The 20,672-nt window shown below is 59.3% G+C and carries 16 protein-coding genes and 4 pseudogenes; 16 read left to right on the top strand and 4 right to left on the bottom strand.

All coding sequences use genetic code 11. The annotated features are described in order from the left end of the window. Positions 1-205 precede the first annotated feature (205 nt). Positions 206-796 carry a recombinase family protein gene (locus B0G81_RS39175; protein ID WP_134143555.1) on the top strand — a complete coding sequence of 197 codons (591 nt, stop codon included), beginning with the start codon at positions 206-208 and terminating at the stop codon, positions 794-796. Positions 797-867: 71 nt separating this feature from the next. Here B0G81_RS39175 and B0G81_RS39170 read toward each other — a convergent pair. The 4 genes and pseudogenes from B0G81_RS39170 to B0G81_RS39160 all read right to left on the bottom strand — a co-directional run. Then, a pseudogene (locus B0G81_RS39170) lies at positions 868-1,661 on the bottom strand (IS701 family transposase); the annotation flags it as partial. A gap of 45 nt (positions 1,662-1,706) precedes the next feature. Next, positions 1,707-1,979: pseudogene (locus B0G81_RS44235) on the bottom strand (IS256 family transposase); the annotation flags it as partial. Continuing rightward, positions 1,980-2,754: pseudogene (locus B0G81_RS39165) on the bottom strand (IS5 family transposase); the annotation flags it as partial. It abuts the pseudogene before it with no gap. An 88-nt stretch (positions 2,755-2,842) separates the two neighbouring features. Next, positions 2,843-3,403 (bottom strand): recombinase family protein, encoded by a 561-nt coding sequence (locus B0G81_RS39160; RefSeq protein WP_134143554.1) that lies wholly within the window; start codon positions 3,401-3,403, stop codon positions 2,843-2,845. A 270-nt stretch (positions 3,404-3,673) separates the two neighbouring features. Between B0G81_RS39160 and B0G81_RS39155 the strand changes: the two genes are divergently transcribed. The 15 genes and pseudogenes from B0G81_RS39155 to B0G81_RS39085 all read left to right on the top strand — a co-directional run bounded on the left by B0G81_RS39155 (position 3,674) and on the right by B0G81_RS39085 (position 20,640). After that, a complete protein-coding gene (locus tag B0G81_RS39155; RefSeq protein WP_134143552.1) occupies positions 3,674-4,891 on the top strand; it encodes an EAL domain-containing protein in 1,218 nt (405 codons plus the stop codon). A gap of 190 nt (positions 4,892-5,081) precedes the next feature. Beyond that, on the top strand, positions 5,082-6,434 hold the full coding sequence (locus tag B0G81_RS39150; protein ID WP_243856843.1) for an undecaprenyl-phosphate glucose phosphotransferase: 1,353 nt from the start codon (positions 5,082-5,084) through the stop codon (positions 6,432-6,434). Between the two features lie 189 nt (positions 6,435-6,623). After that, positions 6,624-7,658, top strand: coding sequence for a polysaccharide biosynthesis/export family protein (locus B0G81_RS39145; protein ID WP_243856842.1), 1,035 nt, complete (start codon positions 6,624-6,626; stop codon positions 7,656-7,658). After that, a complete protein-coding gene (locus B0G81_RS39140) occupies positions 7,655-8,083 on the top strand; it encodes a low molecular weight phosphotyrosine protein phosphatase (protein ID WP_134143547.1) in 429 nt (142 codons plus the stop codon). The genes B0G81_RS39145 and B0G81_RS39140 overlap by 4 nt, the downstream gene beginning before the upstream one ends. A gap of 78 nt (positions 8,084-8,161) precedes the next feature. Then, complete coding sequence (locus B0G81_RS39135; protein ID WP_134143545.1) at positions 8,162-10,423, top strand: polysaccharide biosynthesis tyrosine autokinase; 2,262 nt, start codon at positions 8,162-8,164, stop codon at positions 10,421-10,423. Further along, positions 10,413-11,567, top strand: a complete 1,155-nt coding sequence (wecB, locus tag B0G81_RS39130) for a UDP-N-acetylglucosamine 2-epimerase (non-hydrolyzing) (protein WP_134143871.1) — start codon at positions 10,413-10,415, stop codon at positions 11,565-11,567. Before B0G81_RS39135 ends, wecB begins: the two co-directional genes overlap by 11 nt. A gap of 29 nt (positions 11,568-11,596) precedes the next feature. Beyond that, entirely contained in the window at positions 11,597-12,835 is a 1,239-nt protein-coding gene (gene wecC / locus B0G81_RS39125; protein ID WP_134143543.1) for a UDP-N-acetyl-D-mannosamine dehydrogenase, read from the top strand. A 155-nt stretch (positions 12,836-12,990) separates the two neighbouring features. Then, the gene (locus B0G81_RS39120; RefSeq protein WP_134143541.1) at positions 12,991-14,103 is read left to right on the top strand and encodes a hypothetical protein; all 1,113 of its coding nucleotides are present in this window, start codon (positions 12,991-12,993) and stop codon (positions 14,101-14,103) included. 110 nt (positions 14,104-14,213) lie between these two features. Next, positions 14,214-15,404: a hypothetical protein gene (locus B0G81_RS39115; protein WP_134143539.1), complete on the top strand. Its 1,191-nt coding sequence runs from the start codon at positions 14,214-14,216 to the stop codon at positions 15,402-15,404. Then, on the top strand, positions 15,401-16,615 hold the full coding sequence (locus B0G81_RS39110; RefSeq protein ID WP_134143537.1) for an aspartate-semialdehyde dehydrogenase: 1,215 nt from the start codon (positions 15,401-15,403) through the stop codon (positions 16,613-16,615). The genes B0G81_RS39115 and B0G81_RS39110 overlap by 4 nt, the downstream gene beginning before the upstream one ends. Positions 16,616-16,632: 17 nt before the next feature. Further along, on the top strand, positions 16,633-17,370 hold the full coding sequence (locus B0G81_RS39105; protein WP_243856841.1) for a WecB/TagA/CpsF family glycosyltransferase: 738 nt from the start codon (positions 16,633-16,635) through the stop codon (positions 17,368-17,370). Continuing rightward, positions 17,355-18,158, top strand: coding sequence for a heparin lyase I family protein (locus B0G81_RS39100; protein WP_134143533.1), 804 nt, complete (start codon positions 17,355-17,357; stop codon positions 18,156-18,158). Before B0G81_RS39105 ends, B0G81_RS39100 begins: the two co-directional genes overlap by 16 nt. A gap of 24 nt (positions 18,159-18,182) precedes the next feature. Further along, a complete protein-coding gene (locus B0G81_RS39095; RefSeq protein ID WP_134143531.1) occupies positions 18,183-19,310 on the top strand; it encodes a glycosyltransferase family 4 protein in 1,128 nt (375 codons plus the stop codon). Further along, positions 19,307-19,735 (top strand): DapH/DapD/GlmU-related protein, encoded by a 429-nt coding sequence (locus B0G81_RS39090; protein WP_134143529.1) that lies wholly within the window; start codon positions 19,307-19,309, stop codon positions 19,733-19,735. The genes B0G81_RS39095 and B0G81_RS39090 overlap by 4 nt, the downstream gene beginning before the upstream one ends. A 226-nt stretch (positions 19,736-19,961) precedes the next feature. Beyond that, positions 19,962-20,640 (top strand): annotated as a pseudogene (locus tag B0G81_RS39085) (DDE-type integrase/transposase/recombinase). The last annotated feature ends 32 nt before the right edge of the window (positions 20,641-20,672 follow it).

Below are 20,672 nucleotides of genomic sequence, written 5' to 3'. Positions count from 1 at the left end.
AAGGCGCGGGTGGTAGATCTGGCAGGTGTGTGGTGAAGGCGGTTGAGCTTACCTTGGGAGGCCTGTGCGGCGTCCTGGAATCAGGACTGAACGGCTCGCAAGGACGGTTGATCGCCGTGCAGGAGTCAGCAGCGGGCATAGTAGGGCGGTGTGACGCCTGAAGGCCCAAACGGAGAGGAGCGGCGGGTAAGCCGGAGCACTCGACATGGGAGAGCAGCAGAAAACGCTACGCGTCCTTGACGACGGAGGTCTGGGCGACACATTGGTAGTCTGGCGCCTCGATCGACTCGGCCGCTCCTTGTCAAAGCTTATTGAACTCTTGGATCGATTGGGAAAGAAGGGCATGCACTTCGCATGTCTGAGCGAATCAATCGACTCGACGTCGTCTACAGGATCGTTCACGTTTCATATGCTTGCCGCGCTGGCTGAATTCGAGCGTAGGCTGATCGGGGAGCGTACACGCGCAGGCATGGACGCGGCAAGAGCCCGCGGAAAACACGTCGGCCGTCGGCACGCGATGACCGATGATCAGTGTCGCGAAGCACAGCGGCTGCTACGTTGCGAGTCGCCCGCGCTCGTCGCCGAGCGCTTCCACATCCATCCGCGCACGCTGCTTAGAAGCATCCAACGAGCACAGTTGACGCAATACAGCGAGCCGAAGGGGAATGCGCTTAGTACTACAGCCGTAGATCTGGGTAAACTGGAGGCACACATCCTCGTCTTCGGTAGTGGCACTGCTGGGCGCGGTACTGGTGTCGGCGCCGCCATGCCGACCAGGACAACACGTACGCGATAGAGTGGGCGCCGCGCCACAGGATGCGACAGAGCAGCCGGCGGATCTCCTGCACGCTGAGCGGCACCAAACCTTCAGGTGTTTTTTTTGCCGTGCACCCGCAGGGTGACGAGTACCGCATGGGCCAGCAGAGCCAGCGTGATGTGGCGATACCAGCCCTGCCATCGGCGCACCTCATACTGATCGAGTCCGCATTCGCCTTTGGTCGCCTCGAAGCCGGTCTCGATTTCCCACCTGCGGCCCGCGACGTTCACCAGGGTTTGCCGTGTGGCCTTGCTGCGCGGCGCGTATACGACGTAATACGCATGTTCGCGTTCCTCGTCCAGGCTGCGTCGCACCAGCAGGTAATGCCCGAAGCGGCGCTCCTCTTCGGTGATCTGCAAGCGCCACAGCGGAGTCAGCGCCATGCCCTTGCCGGCAGGGCCTCGGCGATCCGGTCTGCCCGTACGTACTCTGGACCTTTCCACCATAGGGGTTCGTTCTTCGCAACGGCCAGCACGAAAGACTGGCCGCGCGACTCGAGCCACAGCCGCAGGTGACGGTCACCGCCGTAGACTTCATCCCCCGTGACCCAGCCGCACGGCACCCCTGCGTCCAGCGCCCGCTCAAGCATACGACGCGCAAGCTGTGGCTTCGTTGCGAACTCCACCGACTCGGGAATGCCCGCTGCCTCGCAGCGCACCCGGTCATCGGTCCACCCCTTGGGTACATACAGTTCGCGGTCGATGAACGCACTGCCGCCACGACCGGCATAGCAGAGGAACACGCCGATCTGGCTGTTCTCGATACGGCCTGCCGTGCCACTGTACTGGCGTTGAACACCGGCCGAGTGCTGTCCCTTCTTGAGGAAGCCGGTCTCGTCCACGAGATAAGGTCAAGAGTGGTGTATGGGCAGTTTTGATGGGCGGCGACATCAAGCGGCGAGTTTCTGCTGACCCGGTCGATCATCTTGCACCGGTTCGCCGTCCTTGAAGGCAATGCCTTCAAGTAACAGCGTGATTTGTTCAGGGCCGTTGATGCGGCGCCAGGTTTTCTCGGCTTCCTCGATCAGCTTGAATGCCAGACCGAGGAAGGTCGGTCGCGACACACAGTTGCGCGTACGCGTCGTCCGGTGGCGCACGGTCGCGAACGTCGACTCGATGGCGTTGGTCGTGCGCAGGTGCTGCCAGTGCTCAGCCGGAAAGTCGAGCGCGCAACCAAGTTTAAGGAATGCCTCGTGAATGTCGGCTCGACGTTCAAAGCGAATGCGAAGACGACGAAAATTGTGCAGCCATGCGTGCGTACGCTCGACTACCCAGCGGAATTTGCCGACTCCGCTGCCGTGTTCCGTACGGCGCCTGGCGATCACCGGTTCGATACCGCGCGCACGAAGCCGCTGACGATGCGGCTCGGAGTCATAGCCACGATCTGCGTAGATGACTTTGGGCTTGCGAAGCGGTCGGCCGCGTACGCCGCGAATTGGCGGGATCGCGTCGATGAGCGGCAGCAACTGGGTAACGTCGTTGCGATTCGCGCCAGTCAGGATGGCACTGATGGGGACGCCATTGGCGTCGACGAGGATGTGATGCTTCGAACCTGGTCGCGAGCGATCGGTGGGGTTCGGGCAGTTTTTCGCCCGCCCCAACGGCTCGCACCGAGGATGAATCGACCGCTGCCCGTGAGAAATCGAGTTCGCCGGCTTCGCGTAACTTCGCGAGCAGCAGTTCGTGCAACGCGCTCCACACGCCGGCCCTTTGCCAGTCGCGCAAGCGCCTCCAGCAGGTCGGCCCGGAGCCGAATCCCAGCTTGGTCGAGAGGTCGCACCAGCGTATCCCGGTCTTGAATACGAACAAGATGCCGTTCAGTGCAGCCCGGTTGGAAACCGGGAGCCGTCCTGGGTATTTCTTGCGGCGTGGCTTTGGCGGTGGCAGCAAAGGCTCTATCAATGCCCACAGTTCGTCATCAATGATCGGTGCGCCCATCCCCTTGGTTCCCGTTGTTCAGACGACCAAGGTTAACAGCTTGCCGATAAGGTTAACAGCCCCCTCGGGGTCTTTTTGAAACGGTCTCTTAGCAATTGAGCTGCTTGGCACGTAGTCGATAAAGCGTGCGGGGATGAACCTTGAATCTCGCGGCTACAGCGTCGATAGACTCACATTCCAAAAGGGCGAGTGCGTGCGCGCATTCGGCCGCAGTCAAGGAAGGCTTGCGACCGATGCGCGAACCGCGCACGCGGGCAGCGTCCATGCCCGCCTTCGTGCGTTCGCTGATCAGGGAGCGTTCGAACTCAGCGAGTGAGGCCATCAGATGGAACACCAGCCTGCCACCGGACGTCGATGTATCGATGCTTTCCGTAAGCGACTTGAAGTGGATCCGGCGCTTGCTCAAACGGTTGATGAGGTTCACCAGATGGCTTATTGAACGGCCCAGCCGATCCAGTCGCCACACCACAAGCGTGTCTCCTGCCTTCAGACGCGATAGCGCCTTCTCCAGGCCAGGTCGCGAAAAACTTGCCCCGGAAACACCGTGATCCTCAAAGAGAATCCCGCATTCGGCCGCCTTTAAAGCCGAAATTTGCAGATCAAGATGTTGGTCTTCGGTCGAGACGCGTGCATATCCAATTTTCTTCATGGTGTCACCCTTACTCGGCTAGGGTATCGTGCGCCCCCATACATCGGGAATCGTCGGAATGTGGTTCCGAGCCCACGAATAATCAAGTGAAATTTGACGAAACGGTTCCCTTTTGTCGGCTCGACTTTTTGTGTTCGGCACCGCACGAGACTCATGATTTACCTATAGTTTCCAAGCGATTCTGCTAGTAGGCTGCATGCTGACAGAAGCGAACCCTTTCGTACCGGGCCACCGCTTCTCGCTCGTCCATCGCGGCACAGCGGTGGTAGCATGAGCATTCATCCCTTTCCTTCGTCCCCGGCGCTGACGTCGCTACTGAAGCGGCTTGGTGTCGCCGCATCGGCCAATACGGAGCGGGCTACGTCACTCTGCATCGTTGCGTCGATCACGAACCTGCCTCAGATCGAGCAAGCTCACGGTACAACGTTCGCAACAGCGGTTCTTCATATCGTGGGCGAACGTGCGCGAGCGCTTTGCGGAAATTGCATCGGCACGGCAACGACGAGCGGCGAACACATCCTTTTTGTATTCAACATCGCAACGACTCCATGTGGTGTCGGCCCATTTCACGCGCCGAACACGGCTATCCTGCTTGATCGGGTGCTGACTGCTCTTGGGGATCACGGTATTGAAGCAGGATCGAGGAGCGCCTTTCCTACGCTTTGCGCGAAGATCGTCCAATTCAGCGATGAGCCATTCAACATCGTTGCCAGCGGATCTACGCGGATGCTATACGGGCAGCCAGGGGACATTTGGCGACAGCAATTCATTGAAGACACTGAGGTAGCCGCAAGCATCTTCTGTGCAATGGACGAGGGCAGACTTCAGTTCGCATTCGAGACGATATGTCATGCAACCGGTGCGGAGACAGTCGACTATTGTGAGGCGCTCCTATGCGAGAGGATCGCCGGTGCGACCACCCGTGTTCGCCTCGGCAGTCTCGTGCCAGCCCTCGAACGACTTGGCCTTGTGCGTCGCCTCGACCGCTGGGTTGTGAACTCAATCATTAAGGCGCTACGCGCCGATCCCGACGCGCGGCTCGGTTGCAATATCTCTGCCCACAGCGCCAGGCTCGACGCGTGGTGGGCGGCCATCCTGAACACATTGAGTGAGGAACCCGACATTGCACGCCGGCTTATTGTGGAAATCACAGAAACGGCGCCGTTGACGGAGTTTGAAGAAGCGCGCGAGTTCGTTCGCGTTCTCCGGTCATTGGGCTGCCGTGTCGCCCTTGACGACGTCGGTAATGGCTACAGCAGTGTCAAGAACCTCCTCTGTCTTGGTGTGGATATAGCAAAGATTGACCGCACGTTCGTCCGCGACGCATTTGGCGAGGAGACCGCCCGTGCGCGCCTTCGACATCTCGTCGAGTTTGCCAAGACGTGCGCTCCCTCTGTAGTCGTTGAAGGCGTTGAGACCGAAGTAGACGCTTGCGTGGCACGGGGCTGCGGGGCGACTTTCCTCCAGGGGTTTCTCTTCAGGGGCTGATGGTGAGTTCAGAAGGCAATGAGACTGGCTAGCTAGGACTGGCGTAAAGACACGCAGGGCCTCCAGTAAGCAATTGAAATCGACAACCGCGAATACGCGGCCAATGGTCCCGCTTTGCCCCGTGCGCAACGGTCGGCGGATTCGGCTCAAGGGAAATCAAGTGAAGGTCGTTTGTGCACGCCTCTCAGACATGGCAATGATTGTGCTCGGGGCGTTCGTCTCTGGGCGGCTGTGGTTCGGTCAATCCGTTCCTGAACCGCTACTCCACGCCGTCTTCAGTGCGCTGATCACCGCTATCGCGGTCGTCGTCTTTCCCATGTTCGGGGTTTATCGTTCATGGCGTGGCCGAACACTTGCCATCCTGTTTCTCCGGGTGTGCCTGGCATGGCTGACAGTGCAAGTGATGGGGGCCGCATTGGTCATTGACCTTCGGGGCATCCATTCGCTCTCGCTGCAATGGCTCTCGTCCTGGACGTGCTTTGCGGGATTCGGCCTTCTGATCACTCGCGCCGCTGCCTACATTGTCCTCGCACGAATTCGTAGCGCGGGTGGCGATCTGCGGCCCGTCGTGGTCGTCGGATGCAGCCCGTACCGCGACGAAGTTGTTCGTGACGTTGCCCATCAAAGCGCACTCGGTTTCAAGATCCTTTCGGTCATCGAATTGCGCGCCACTGATCGGAACGCCCCCGAGCGACTGGTTCGACGTGACTCGCGAGAGCTGGAACGCCTCCATGCTATCGCCGAATCGGGAGAGGTGCGGGAGGTCTGGCTTGCATTGCCGCTTACCGCAGACGAAGCGCTTCAGCGTTGCATTGATACCTTGCGTGGAACTGTGGTGGACCTCCGCTTCCTTCCGGATGTGACTTCACTTGGAATTGGCTCGCTGGGTGGTGTGCTCGATCTCATGGGACGGCCAGCGATCACATTGTCGCCGTCGTCGCTCTCGCGTGACGCGATTGACGGCAAAGAGGCCTTCGACCGGCTTTTCGCGGCATGCGCGTTGGTCGCACTGCTTCCGGTGCTGTGTGCTATCGCCATCGCGGTCAAATTGTCATCACCGGGACCCGTGTTCTTCAAACAGACGCGTAAAGGTTTGAATGGTCGCGCCTTCACAATCTACAAATTCCGGTCGATGCGTGCTCACCAATCCGAGAAGGGGATTGTTCACCAGGCAACTCGGCACGACGCACGAGTGACGCGCGTTGGACGCTTCCTGCGGCGGACCAGTCTTGACGAACTCCCCCAGTTCTTGAATGTACTTTTAGGCGACATGTCGGTCGTCGGACCGCGCCCTCATGCGCTTGAACACGACGAGCTCTATCGCTCGCTGATCATGGGATACATGGACCGATATCGCATCAAGCCCGGGATTACCGGGTGGGCGCAAGTCAACGGTCATCGTGGCGAGACCGATCGTCTGGAAAAGATGGCCGCCCGCGTCGAGCATGACCTTTATTACCTGCGCCATTGGTCGTTTTCACTCGATATGCGCATCGTCGCATCGACGATCTGGAAAGGTTTTGCCGGCGCGCAAGCGTATTGATGATTTTCATTGGGACCGTCTGGCCACGGCCAATCTGACGAAGAGAACTTGATGGTATTGCACTTTAAGAAAAGTCCGCATTGCAGCAGCGTGAGATCGAAAGCTGTCCGGCTGTCGTTCATTGCGTGTGCGGTGAGCGCTACGTTAGGAGCATGTTCAATCACGCCGGGAATGGAATTGTCTCGATCGATGAGGAGTGAGACGACTGCGCAGTCCGATGCGGACCGGCATGAAGCCACATCCGTGCGGGTGATCGAGATCGATGCACGCGCAGTGGCGTCCCAGGCGCAAAGCGATGCGGACCGCAGCCTTCACATCGTCGACGAGCTGTCGGGGACGCCTTCGACCTATACCGTCGGACCCGCCGACGTTCTGCAAGTCACCGTCTGGGACCATCCCGAGCTCGCCGCTGCGCAAGGGCAGTTGGAAACCACGTCTCCGCGTCCCGCCGATGCGCCACAGGGGTTCGTCGTCGATCAAAACGGCGACATGCAGTTTCCGTACGTCGGCCGGGTAAGAGTCGCCGGGCTGGATACCGCGGCGATTCAACTGCGCCTGACCACGAAACTGCGCGAATACTTTCAGGATCCGCAGGTTACCGTGCGGGTAGCGTCCTATCGGTCAAAGCAGGTTCTCATCGACGGCGAAGTTCACGCTCCCGGTGCGCAACAGGTCAACGACGTTCCCATGACCCTTACCGAAGCAATCGGCCGCGCCGGCGGCTTTACGCCGGCTGCGGACCAGGGGCGGATTCTGCTGGTCCGTGACGGACGTTCCTATGTTCTGAATATCCCGGACATGGTCCAGCGTGGCAAAAGCCCGTCGAACATCATGCTTCGGCGAGGCGATGTATTGCGCGTGACGTCGCGCGACCAAAGCGGCATCTTCGTCATGGGTGAGGTTGCCAGGCCCATAACCGCGATACCGAAACAGGACGGCACTCTCTCGCTGGCGGATGCACTTTCGCAGGCGGGAAGCTTTAACCCTTCCACCTCGAATCCACAGCAGCTTTATGTGGTTCGTGGCGCGCAAGGACACCACCCGGAAGTATTCCATCTGAACGCGCGTTCGCCTGTGTCGATGGTCATCGCCAGCCGCTTCCATCTTCAACCGGATGACATCGTGTACGTAGACGCGACGGATCTCGTACGCGTGAACCGCGTACTCAATCTCCTGTTGCCGGCGATCGATGCCGGCTTGACCGCAGCGATTGCAACGAAATGATGGACCAGATTCTGACGATATGTGCCGCGAACATCTGCCGCAGTCCGATGGCAGGGGGGCTTTTGCAACTGTTGCTGCCCGGTTCCACGGTCGTATCGGCGGGTCTCTACGCGGTCGACGGAAATCCGATCGATCCCACCATTGCCACGCTGCTGGAGGGCCACGGCGTCGACAGCAATGACCATCGGTCGCGTCGTGCAAATCAAAAGATGTTCGAGAAGGCCGATCTGATCCTCGTTATGGAGTCTGCACACAAGCGAGCTATCGAAAGGAAGTTTCCGCAAGGGCGGGGGAAGGTGTTTTGTCTGGACCCCGACGAGGACGTATCCGATCCGTATGGAAGGCCATGGGCCATCTACGAGCAGACGGCTGCGCGCATCGCGCGCCATACCACTGAATGGGCGCGCCGCATTTCGCTGCTATAGCGCCACCTTCTACCGACTAACGATGAACGCCGAACCCGAAAACCCGGGACGGTGTGCTGAAACTACAAAGATTACGAAATGACGGAAAAGGACCCCAGCCAGGTGGACGAAGATATCGACCTCATGGCTATGCTCGATCTGTTGCTCAAGAGTTGGCGAATGATAGGAGCCGTTGCAGGTTGCTTCCTGCTGCTTGGCGCGCTATGGATGATCGTCGCCACGCCGGTCTATCGCGCTGACATCACGGTGCAAGTAGAAGACAGCACAGATCTCGCCTCCGATGCCATCAACAATGTCGTGGGCGGCCTGTCGAGCCTTTTCAATATCAAGTCCACCGACGACGGCGAGATGGAGATCTTGCATTCGCGGTTGGTCACCGATAGCGCTGTCGATCATCTTAAGCTTTACATCGATGCGAGGCCAAAGCGCTTTCCGTTCATCGGCAGCTGGATCGCACGGCATACAAACGGCGCGCCGACTCCGGGCCTGTTTGGCTTCGGCGGTTACGCGTGGGGGCGCGAGAAAATCGACGTCACCCAGTTCGATGTCCCTACAGGTTACGAAGGCGACAAATTCACGGTGCGGTTTACGGGGCTGCGGCAATACCGGCTCTCGGGTGGCGATCTCGAGAGGGACGTCGATGGCCGCATCGGAGAGCTGTTGACGGTGAATACCGACGACGGCGTAGTGAAGCTTCTTATCAGTGGCATCGCGGCGCCTTTGGGCACCGAATTTCGCCTGCGCCGACATTCTCGGCAGAAAGTTCTCGAAGACCTTCGCAAGAGCTTGAACATCGCTGAAAAGGGCAAGGACCAGTCGGGCGTACTAGGCGTTACCTATGATGACCCTAATCCGGAACTGGCTAGCGCGGTCCTTAATGAAATTGCCGGAAGCTACGTTCGTCAGAATCAGCAGCGGAAGATCGAGACCGTCGACCAATCGTTGCAATTTCTAAAAGATCAGCTTCCCGATGTCCGTCGCAATCTGGAACTGGCGGAAGACAGACTGACCGCCTACCAGAACCGCCAGAAGATCGTCGACTTGAGCGAACAGACGAAGGCGGTGCTCGATCAATCGGTCCAGACGCAGGCGGCGCTCTTCGATTTGAACCGAAAGCGCACCGAGTTGCTGGCGACACTGTCGCCACGACACCCGAGTGTGATTGCGCTGGACCGACAAATTGCAGCGGCGCACGCGTCGCTTGCCGATTACGAATCGCAATTGAAGAAGGTCCCGAACGATCAACAGGGGTTTGTTCGCCTGACACGCGATGCGCGCGTGCAGACGGAGATTTACGTCGGCCTCTTGAACAGCATCCAGCAACTGGATCTGGCCCGCGCAGGTGGCGTGGGCAACGTGAGGATCATCGATCGTGCTGTGGTCGCAGAGGAGCCGGTGCGTCCTAAAGCGATAATCGTTCTGCCGCTGTCGTTTGTGATCGGGTTGTTCGTCGGCATCGTCTTTTCGATCTCCCGCGTGGTGCTCGCGGGCCGCATCACGGATCCGGCGGATATCGAACGGCGGACCTTGCTCGATGTAATGGCGGCGATTCCGTTTAGCGACGCGCAGCGCCAGATGTCGCGGATAGCCGCACGCGGCGTCGCGGGACCGGCAGTGCTCGCGATCCGAATACCGCGCGATCCGTCGGTGGAGGCGCTCAGAAGTCTTCGCGTTGCCGTGCAGTTCGCACTCGCGGAAAAAACCGGAGCGCGCCTAGTTCTGGTGACGGGCCCGACGGAAGGGGTTGGAAAATCGTTCACCTCGGCGAATCTGGCGGTGCTGCTCGGACTGGCGGACAAGCGTGTGTTGCTGATCGACGCCGACTTGCGCCGCGGCCACCTGCATGCCGAGTTTGGACTGTTCGGCAACCGTGTCGGCCTTTCCGATGTCCTGCGGGGGACATCTTCGATCGAGGCGGCGACAGCGCCCAGTGTCGCGACCAATGTCGACCTGCTCGGAGCAGGCTCGCTGGTCGGCCAGCCGGATGAACTGCTCGAGAAGTCTCACGTCGCCGACATTTTCCAGCGGATCGCTGCTCAATACGACGTCGTGCTGATCGACTCGCCACCGGTATTGCGCGTGACCGACACGACGATCCTGGCGTCGGTTGCCGATCTGGTTCTGCTCGTGACCAAGTCTGGCGTTTCGACGCGTGGAGAAATTCTGGAGACCGTCAAACGCCTGCAGCGCGGCGGTGCGTCGGTGCGAAACATCGTGTTCAACAGTTTCAAGGTCGGGCTGCGGTCTCAACAGTATGGCTATGGCCGGTACTACCAGACTGACGATATGCCGGTCCATACGCAACGCCGCAGAGCGGCACGGGGTGCAGATGGAAACTAAAAAAATTCTCTTCGTATTCGGTACGCGACCGGAAGCCATCAAACTGGCGCCGCTCATTCACGCGGTTCGGGCGGTGGCGGATCTCGAGTGCCGGGTATGCGTCACCGGCCAGCATCGCTCGATGCTCGATCAGGTGCTCGACTTCTTCGATATCGTTCCCGAATTCGATCTCGATCTCATGCAGCCGGGACAGACGCTTGGGCAATTGACAGGAACGATCCTTACCCACCTGCCGAGCGTCTTCGATGTTTTCCGCCCCGACGTGCTGCTCGTGCACGGCGACACGGCGACCACATTCGCGGCCACGCTGGCCGCCTATTTCGCCCGCATTCCTGTCGGCCACGTCGAAGCCGGCTTGAGGACCGGCAACCTCTACTCGCCATGGCCAGAGGAAGCGAACCGGAAGTTGACCGGCGCACTGGCGGCCTGGCACTTCGCGCCGACGGCGACCTCGCGCTCGAATCTGCTAAGAGAAGGAGTAAGCGAGGCAAGCGTGCACGTCACCGGCAACACGGTGATCGACGCACTCTTCGTTGCACAGCGTCGGCTAGCCGATGGGTCGGATCGGGCCGCTGCGCTCAAAAAGCGCTTCGCATACCTCGATCCTTTGAGAAGGTTGATTCTCGTCACCGGCCATCGCCGGGAAAACTTCGGTGCCGGCTTTGATGGAATTTGCCTGGCATTGAAGCAGATCGCGCTTGCCCATCCGGACGTGCAGATCGTCTATCCGATGCACCTCAACCCGAATGTGCGCGATCCGGTCAAGCGTGTGCTCGGAGACATTCAGAACATCGTGCTCGACGAGCCGCTTGAATATCTGGAATTCGTCTATCTGATGAAGCGTGCGTACCTCGTGCTGACCGACTCCGGTGGCGTACAGGAAGAGGCACCATCGCTCGGCAAACCGGTGCTCGTCATGCGCGACACCACAGAGCGTCCCGAAGCCGTCGAGGCCGGAACCGTTCGCCTCGTCGGAACCGATCCTGAGCGGATCGTCCACGCCGTCGAGCGGCTTCTCACAAGTGACACGGAATACGAGGCCATGAGCCGAGCACACAACCCCTATGGCGACGGCCAGGCCTGCGCGCGAATCGTCGCAGTGCTGCGTGTGGCGCTTTTTGAAGAGCGCCGCGAGACCGCGTAGGTGACCACCATTATCTGGAGATCGGCATCATGTCGTTTAACGTTGTTTCCGTCGTCGGCCTTGGGTATATCGGCTTGCCCACTGCGGCCGCGTTTGCCGCACGTCGAAAGAAAGTTGTCGGTGTCGATGTCTCGCAACACGCGGTCGACACCATCAATCGCGGCGAAATCCATATTGTTGAGCCGGAGCTGGACATGCTCGTGCATGCGGCCGTTTCCGAAGGCTATCTTCGTGCGACGACCGTCCCTGAAGCTGCCGACGCGTTCCTGATCGCGGTTCCTACGCCATTCATGGAGGGCAACAAGCCGGACCTGAGCTACATCGAAGCGGCCAGTCGTTCGATCGCGCCGGTGCTGAAGAAGGGCGATCTGGTCGTGCTCGAGTCGACATCACCGGTCGGGGCAACAGAAAAAATGGCGCAATGGATGGCCGATCTACGGCCTGATCTGACTTTCCCGCAACACGCTGGCGAGAGTTCCGATATTCGAGTCGCGCACTGCCCAGAGCGCGTGCTTCCCGGGCACGTCATTCGCGAGCTGGTCGAAAACGACAGGGTGATCGGCGGCATGACACGCAAGTGCGGTGAACTGGCGCGCGAGCTGTACCAAACCTTCGTGCAAGGCGATTGCATTCTGACCGACGCGCGCACGGCCGAAATGTGCAAACTCACGGAGAACTCGTTCCGCGATGTCAACATTGCGTTCGCAAACGAGCTTTCGATCATCGCGGACGAACTGGATATCAACGTATGGGAACTTATCCGGCTCGCTAACCGGCACCCGCGCGTCAGCATTTTGCAACCCGGTCCCGGAGTAGGGGGCCACTGCATCGCAGTCGATCCGTGGTTCATCGTCGATTCGGCCCCTGAACAGTCGCGGCTGATCCGAACCGCGCGGCTGGTCAACGACGACAAACCGCGGCACGTGATCGACCGCGTGAAAAAGGCTGCTGACCGCTTTAAGGAACCGGTCATTGCTTGCCTGGGCCTGGCGTTCAAGGCAAATATCGACGACCTCCGCGAAAGCCCCGCGCTAGAGATCACACGAACGCTGGCCGACATGCGGTTGGGTCGGGTGCTTGCTGTCGAGCCGAATATCGACTCCTTGCCCGCCGCACTGGACGGCAAGGTCGAGCTATGCGATCTGCTTGACGCACTTGGCATCGCGGACATAGTCATCGTACTGGTTGACCATGTGCCCTTCAAGCGTCTCGACACCGTGCGCCTTCAATCGAAGGTGGTCATCGATACGCGCGGGTTACTGGCGTGAAAAGGTTTAGGATGATCGGCGCCGAACGCCGTCGACTGATAGGGCGCCTCGAAGCGCTTGTTAGCACGGGATCTCCGGGGCTCTATCGGGTTCTGGCGTTTCTCTGCGTGCAACATGTGTATTCGCTTGCGGACCTCGGTCGAACGGCGTCGAGCATGGCGATTGCACAAATGGTCGGCTTTTTCACGGCGATCGGGTGGGCCACCTTGATCCTGGTGAGATTGCCCGCGGCCCAAAATCCGCGCGCCGGCATCGATTCCTTTTATGCGCTCGCTTTTCAAGGCGCTTTGACAACGCTCGTTTGCACCCTTGGAGCGGCTCTCGTTGGGGTGGGTCTGGCGAGATTCGTCCATTTCGATTTTTGGTCGTTCCTGTCTTTGCTGTGGGGCTGGACCGCATACCAGATCGCACGCCACTACTTCATCGCGTACAAGCGATACCGCACCGCGATCTTTTTCGATGGCGGACTCGTGCTGGTATCCGCGGCCGCCCTCGTGATCTGCAGGAAGGTTGGAATCTCGTCATCGCATGCGCTGGCTATCGCCTCGTTGCTGGTGTCGTTGCCGATGTTCGCGGCGGTGGGCGCTCCGTCGCTCAAGTCGATAAGGCTCGGGATCGATGCCAAAGGCATTCAGTTCGGTCTGACGAATTTTCTCTCGGGCGGCATTCCGCTCGTCTTTGTGCCGACCGCCACCGTCATGTGCGGAGCGAAATTCGCCGGCATGCTTTCGCTGCTCGCCTCGCTGTCGTCGGTCGGCATGCTGCTGCCGCGAGCAATTTCGGTGACGAAGCTGCCGGAACTCGCGGCCCGCCGATCATCGGGCCTCGCGCTCGACGGCACGCTGCACGCGATGCGGGTCAGCATCGCGCGCTCGAACGGTCTCGTGTCATTGATCAATGCAGCCGCGGTCTTTGTCGTCGCGTTGCAAAAAACACCTGATCCGTCGATGCGTTGGGCGGCCGTCATTGCGGGCATGCTTCTCACGGTCCTTTGCGCGGTCGGAATCATGGGGCTGGTCAACAGCAATGCGCTGGCTGTATTCGAAAAGGCCGCTTCCGCCGCGTCCATCAATGTTGCGACCACTTCGCTCTTTGTACTTCTGTTCGCCGCATGCGCACATCTGGGCGGCACACACGGATTCTTTCTCGTCCTGATATCGGCCATCGCGGTCACCGCGTTACGCAATGAACTGATACGGGCTGGCGCAAAGGCGGCATGCACGGACTATAGATCCAGTCTGCACGGCGGGGCCGAGGTGGTCCAATGAACACTCTTGCAATTGAGCGTGCCCACTCGTGTTCGTCGGGTCGGACGCAAACCGGCTCAATCGGATCGTGGGTTCTTGCGCTCGCGTACATTACATTTTGCATTAGCGACATGATGCTTCAGATCGATGAAGACCATTCGCCGATTGTAAAGATGGTGGCGTTCGGGATGCTCGCTTTTGCGCTGCTCTATCGTCCGCGATTTCACCGGCTAGCGGTACTGCTGCTTCCGCTAGCGGTATCGATGCTGCTAGCGGCGACGCGTTCTTTCGACGGCAGTGCGGCGGCCGAGGAGATGGCGCGTTTCGTGTTTCCAGTCGTGATCACGATGGCCCTATACGCCTACCGCACCTCGCTGCGGCCGGTGGTGATTGCTTTTGTCACCGTCGTTGTCAGCAACGATCTTTTCCAATGCTACGCATACGCGGTCCATATCGCGGGCCTTCCGGCTTTCATCACCGAGCGAATCGATTCCGGGCTTTACCTCCGCGCGCAAGGGTGGATCGGGTTCTTCTCCGAATTCAGCTTTATGAATTTCTGCGCCTTCGTATTGTGCCGCCATTACTGGCGCACGCGTCAGGCGAGACGGGCCGGATGGCTGTTCCTGGTGTTCGCGGTTCTTGGTTTGTCGTTCAAGCTGTCTCCCGTCCTCGTCGCGTATTTCCTTGTGGCTCACAAGAACAGCCTTCGTGCATACGCGGTGGCCGCGATCACGGCGATCGCCGCGACCGCGGTCGCCATTTCCGGGTTGCTGGACAAGTTGTTCGGTGTTGCCGCCACGAAAATGTCGCTGTACCTGATCGCGGGAAACTCGGCGCGGGCCGAGTCGTATCGCGTGATGGGCGATTCGCTGCTGAAGGGAAATTTTTTAGGCGAGGGGCTTGGGTCCTTCGGCGGGCCCGCTTCCGTCAAGTACAACTCGCCGCTCTATAGCACGTACAACTTCAAGTGGTACGGCATGCAGGGCGTCCTGAAGACTACTGACACATTCTATCCGCACCTTTTCGTCGAGCTTGGCATATGCGGGGCGCTGGTATGGCTTGCGTTCGTTCTGCTTTATGGGCAGCACGACCGGCGCGCCACGATGTGGCGATTCATGGCCGCTGCCATCGCATTCGACAACGTCTTTTCGATGTCGTTTTTGTCCGCCTCTTACATCTTCTCCGCGGTGCTCACAATGTATCTATTCTCCCAGCCGAAGGCCGCAACAGCGACGCCCAATTCCGGCGCTGCTATCGCGCGCGCAAGATCCCGCGTCTCGCTCGCAGGACCGACGGCGCAATCGTCCAGGCACGCATCATGAGCCAGACCCGATTCGACGCGGCAATCATCGCGGATGCAGTCCTCGCTGGATGCAGAGGAAACGGCTATGCCGGAGACGACCCGTTTGATGGTCTAAACAGCGCGCTATTCCGGACATTGCGGCTCCACACATTTCCCTTTGCGAGAGTCGCCTGGTTGCAGTTCCATAAACGCAGCCCGATCAACTTCCGGCGCGTCGTCGGCGTGCCGCAAAAGAGAAACCCGAAGGGGATCGCTTTGATCCTACTTGGCATGATGGAGCGCGAAAAGAATCAACCTTGCACAGATCGCCTAGCGGAGGCGGTCGCGCTAGGTGACTGGCTATTGAGCGAACGGTGTGACCGAACGCGATGGAAGCATAGCGCGTGGGGCTATCACTTCGATTGGGCGGCCCGCGCGTTCTTCGTGCCCACGGGCACGCCAAACGCAATTACGACGTGCTATGTGGCGAGAGCGCTGTATGCACTCGGCAGTGCAACCGGAGAGCGACGCTTTACCGAAGCAGCCGTCGATGCAGGTTACTTCCTCGACGACCTCTACAAAGAGCGCGGCGCCAAGGCCTACTATGGTTATATACCGGGCGAAGACGCGTTCGTGCACAACGCGAGCCTGTGGGCGGCCGCGCTGGTTTCGGAAACGGCGAGCCGTACCGGCGACTACGGGTTGCAGCGGCGCTCGTTGCGAGTCGCACGGCAGTCGGCTTCGATGCAGCGGCCCGACGGTGCCTGGTTATACGGAACCCGTTCACACCATGCATTCGTCGATGGTTTCCATACCGGATACAACCTCGAGGCATTGCGTCTGATTGGGATGGCCCACAAGACCGATGAGTTCGCCGCCGTGGTCGAACATGGTCTGTCCTTTTACCGTCGATCATTCTTCCTCAAAGACGGCACGGTCAAATATTACGACGCAAAAGTCTGGCCACTGGACACGCATTCAGTCTCGCAAGCGTTGATCACGCTGCTGACGGTCGGGGAAACCGCAGACGACTTAAGGCTTGCGGGCGCTGTTTTGAATCGCGCAATAGAGACGCTCTACCTCCCCGCGAAAACGCGGTTTGTCTATCAGCGTAACCGTTTCACAACCAACCGTATCAACTACCTGAGATGGACGCAGGCATGGGCGTTCTACTCGCTAGCACTGTACGCGAGCCGCGCTACAGGCGAAATCGAGTCCACACACATGAAGGCGACCTCGTGGAGAGAATAGAGTTTTTCGGGTGCCCGATGGATATCGCATCGATGCCGGAAACGGTGAACGTCATTGCCGACCGGATCGAGCGCAGGCAGTTCACGCAGCACGTTGTCGTCAACGTGGCGAAGCTTGTGCACATGCAAAGCGATACGCAGCTGGCCGCATCGGTTCGCGCGTGCGACATCGTCAATATCGACGGCATGGGTGTCGTATGGGGCGCTCGCCTGATGGGGTTGCCGGTTCGTGAGCGGGTCGCGGGAATCGACCTGTTCGAGCGGCTGGTGGGAATGGCGGCTGAACGGGGCTATCCGGTCTTCATGCTAGGGGCGGCCCCCGGCGTTGTCGAGACGACTTGCGCGAAGCTGGCGGCCCGCTACCCGGACCTGCGAATCGCCGGATATCACCATGGATTCTTCTGGAACGACGAAGCGTCGGTCGTCGATGCGGTCGAGGCGTCCGGAGCGCGGATTCTCTTTGTCGCGATCACGTCCCCGAAGAAGGAAAACTTCATTGACCGCTGGAAGGACCGCCTGGGAGTGGACTTTGTGATGGGTGTTGGTGGGAGCTTTGATGTCGTCGCGGGAAAAGTATCCAGGGCACCACGCTGGATGCAGCGCTCAGGCTTCGAGTGGTTCTATCGGGTGCTGCAGGAACCACGCCGTATGTGGAAGCGCTACTTCATCACGAACAACGCTTTTGCACTGATGCTTTTAAGGGCGCGTTTTGCGTCTCTCACATCGACCGGGAGAAAGCCATGCCGACCAGACTGATCGTACTTGCAGCACTTCTCGCGCTCGCCGTGACATCAGCCTCGCGCGCTGAGACACAGGCCGTCGGTAAGGGGTATGCGGTGCTCTACCAAAACTCTTGGCGAACCGGAATCGACCCGCGGATCCAGCTTCAGGAGCCCAGTAGCGATGCGATCGTGACGGTGCCGGTTCCCGAGTTCGGAGGTGTTGCGCTCAGAACGAGCATGCGTCGAAGCGACGACTTTAGCCACATCGCGAATGCCGCGCCGCGGGTCGAAATGTCATTTACACGGCTTTTCAGTTTCTCACCGGGGAACGAATACGAGATGCGCTGGAGCACCATGATTCCTCCAGGCTATCCGCTTGATCATCGTCAATCGGAGATCATCACTCAGATTCACCAAAGCGATTCCGACATCGGCTCTCCACCGGTCGCCTTGATGCTCACGGGGAATCAATATCAGGTCGATGTGCGAGGAGATGTCAGCCTGCAACCCGCCCATTCGTTCCTCTTTGGGTCCCCGCTTTCGGATGAAGGGCGCGTCGTTTCATGGCTGCTTCGATATCGTCCTGACGACACAGGGAAAACGTCAGTGACCGACCTGTACAAGGACGGTGTTCTCGTTATGCACGCAGGCGCCGTGCCGAATGCGTATCCGGGGGATAAGCACGCGTATCTGAAGCTTGGAATTTACAAGTGGTGGTGGAAGACAAGGCCGTCGGAGGTTGACGAACGCAGGATGTACTACGGAAACCTGCAGTTGCTGACGCGCCCGGCCACAACCGATTCGCTGATGGAACAGTCCTGACTCCCCAACCGGTGGATATCGTATATGAAAGTCTTGTTCGTAGGTCCGTCTTTGGATAAGCCAGGTGGCGTGGCGAACTACTGCAAATTGATGGTTGAGTCGTTTCGGATCACCACCCTGTATCACACCATCGGACGGCGCCTTGAGGAAAGCGGGCGCTGGTCCACGGTGCGCCGGATGGTGCTGGACTTCTGGTCCTTTGGAGCGCTTCTGCGTGAGAGCAAGCCCGACATCATTCAACTGAATCCGTCTCTTAACTTCAATTCCATGGTTAGGGATGCGTTGTTGCTTCGACTCTGCCGCCGGAGTGACGCACGGACGGTGGTCTTTTTTCACGGATGGAACGATGCCCTTGCGGAGCGTTTGTCCCGGCCGTTGCTGAGGGGTTTCATCCGATGGGCGATGCGGCCGGCTGACGCCATCGTGGTTCTGTGCACAGCGTATCGCGACGCGCTCATCGGTATGGGTGTCGACGCTCCAATCTACGTGGAGACGGTTGCTGTTCCTGATGCAGCGGGAACGAGGGCTGGCAATAAGCGAATGGACGACGGCTCGGTCCGGGTTCTATTCCTGTCTCGTCTTGAAGAAAAGAAAGGCGTTCTACCGGCCGTCCAGGCTCATAAACATTTGATCGAGCGCGGACACGATGTGCAACTCGTGGTTGCCGGAGACGGGCCGTACCTGAAACTGGCGCAGGAGATGGTGGCTGCAGAGAACATCCCTGGTGTCGTATTCACTGGTTTCGTCGTCGGTGAAGAAAAGAGTACGTTGCTGGAGGGTTCTTCCGTTTTCATCTTTCCTTCCAGCTACGCCGAGGGACTTCCTACATGCGTGCTGGAGGCCATGACCTACGGGTTGCCTGTCGTTACGACTTCGGTAGGTGGCATTCGCGACTTTTTCGAAGATGGCAAGATGGGCTTAGTTGCCCGCAACACTGAGCCGGCACTGCTTGCGGACTTGCTCGAAAAGCTGATTGTCGATCCGTCAACGCGCATGGCGATGAGTGCGCGAAACGCAGAGTATGCGAAGCGCAGGTTTAACGCGGGCTCTGTCGCAGCCCGGCTTGCTGCCATCTATGAAGGCGTCGCAGACCCTACCCCTCGACGTGCTGACGTCTCGCGCCCGACCGATCCATGGAAGGGGCATCGATGATCTACATCTTTCGGCTTTCACGACTTCTGTTCCGGTGTCGGGTGCCGTTGCTGCCGTGGCTGCTGAAGGCCTTCAACCGCGTTGCATTTTCGGTGTCGCTTCCGCCATCTGTAAGCGTTGGCCGCAACGTGACCTTCGGCTATCAAGGACTCGGCATCGTCGTTCACAAGCGCGCGGTGATCGGAAACAACGTGCGCATATCGCCGAATGTTGTCATTGGCGGTCGAGGAGGCGATGGGGTTCCGGTTATCGAGGACGACGTCTTCGTTGGCGCGGGTGCCTGCATTCTCGGAGCGGTGACGGTCGGTAAGGGCGCGAAGGTCGGCGCGAATTCGGTTGTGCTCGAGGATGTACCGGGATTTGCTTCCGCGATAGGCAATCCGGCGCGCATCGTTCCCGATACGCACCGGCCATCTCACGGATAAAAAGGGCACCAAAAGGCAGACGCAGCTGGCATCAATTGCCGAGCAGATCGAAGCTCATATGGCCTAAGAGAAGGTCAAGGTGATCGTGAACATCCTGACGTTGATGAACGAATATCAGATCGATCCACAAAAGATCGGGATTCGAAAGCGCGGTGTCGACCGTCCCCGCGGGAATAGCGGCGGGGGGTTGTGTGAACTTGCGGCCGTAGCCGGCTGAATTCGCGCCATGAAGAAGAGTAAATCGCCTTATTACGGCTTCCGGTTTCCGGCAGCGGTCATCAGCAATGCGGTGCGCTGGTACCACCGTTTCAGTCTGAGTCTGCGCGACATCAAGGAGTTTCTGCTGGAGCGCGGTGTCGCCGTGACCTACGAGACGATCCGCCAGTGGTGTGACCGGTTTGGCGCGCAGCTTGCCCGTCGCGCGAAGGCTGCGCGTGACAAACCGGGTTCGACGTGGTACCCCGACGAACTCCTCGTGAATCTGCGTGGCGAGCCCTATGTGCTTTGGCGCGCCGTGACAAGGCGGCGGCAAAACACTTCTTCAAACCGGTGCTTAGTTCGGCACCCGTGCCGTGCAGGATCGTTATTGAACAGTTTCGCAGTTTTCCGACGGCGAAGGCGGAAATCCCTGAACTCGCCGGGGTAAAGCACGTGTTCGTGAAAGCTGCCGCCCGGGTCAACAACCTGGCGGAGAACAGTCATCAGCCTACGCGCGCACGCGAGCGCCAGATGCGTGGCTTTCGCGTTCCGAACCGTACACAGGCTTTCCTTTGCAGATTCGGTCCAATCCGGCAGCACTTTGTTTTTCACGGCACCGGATGAACGCAACCTGTCATCGCGCGGCGCTGACTGCGCGTTTTCTCGTCTGGCGGGACCGGGCAGGGTCGAAATCCAGTGGGATTTAAGAAGGGTTGCATATTGTATCAAAGACGACTCG

It is taken from the genome of Paraburkholderia sp. BL6665CI2N2, from assembly GCF_004366535.1.
Lineage (GTDB): Bacteria > Pseudomonadota > Gammaproteobacteria > Burkholderiales > Burkholderiaceae > Paraburkholderia.
This window is presented reverse-complemented; position numbering and strand designations above follow the sequence as displayed.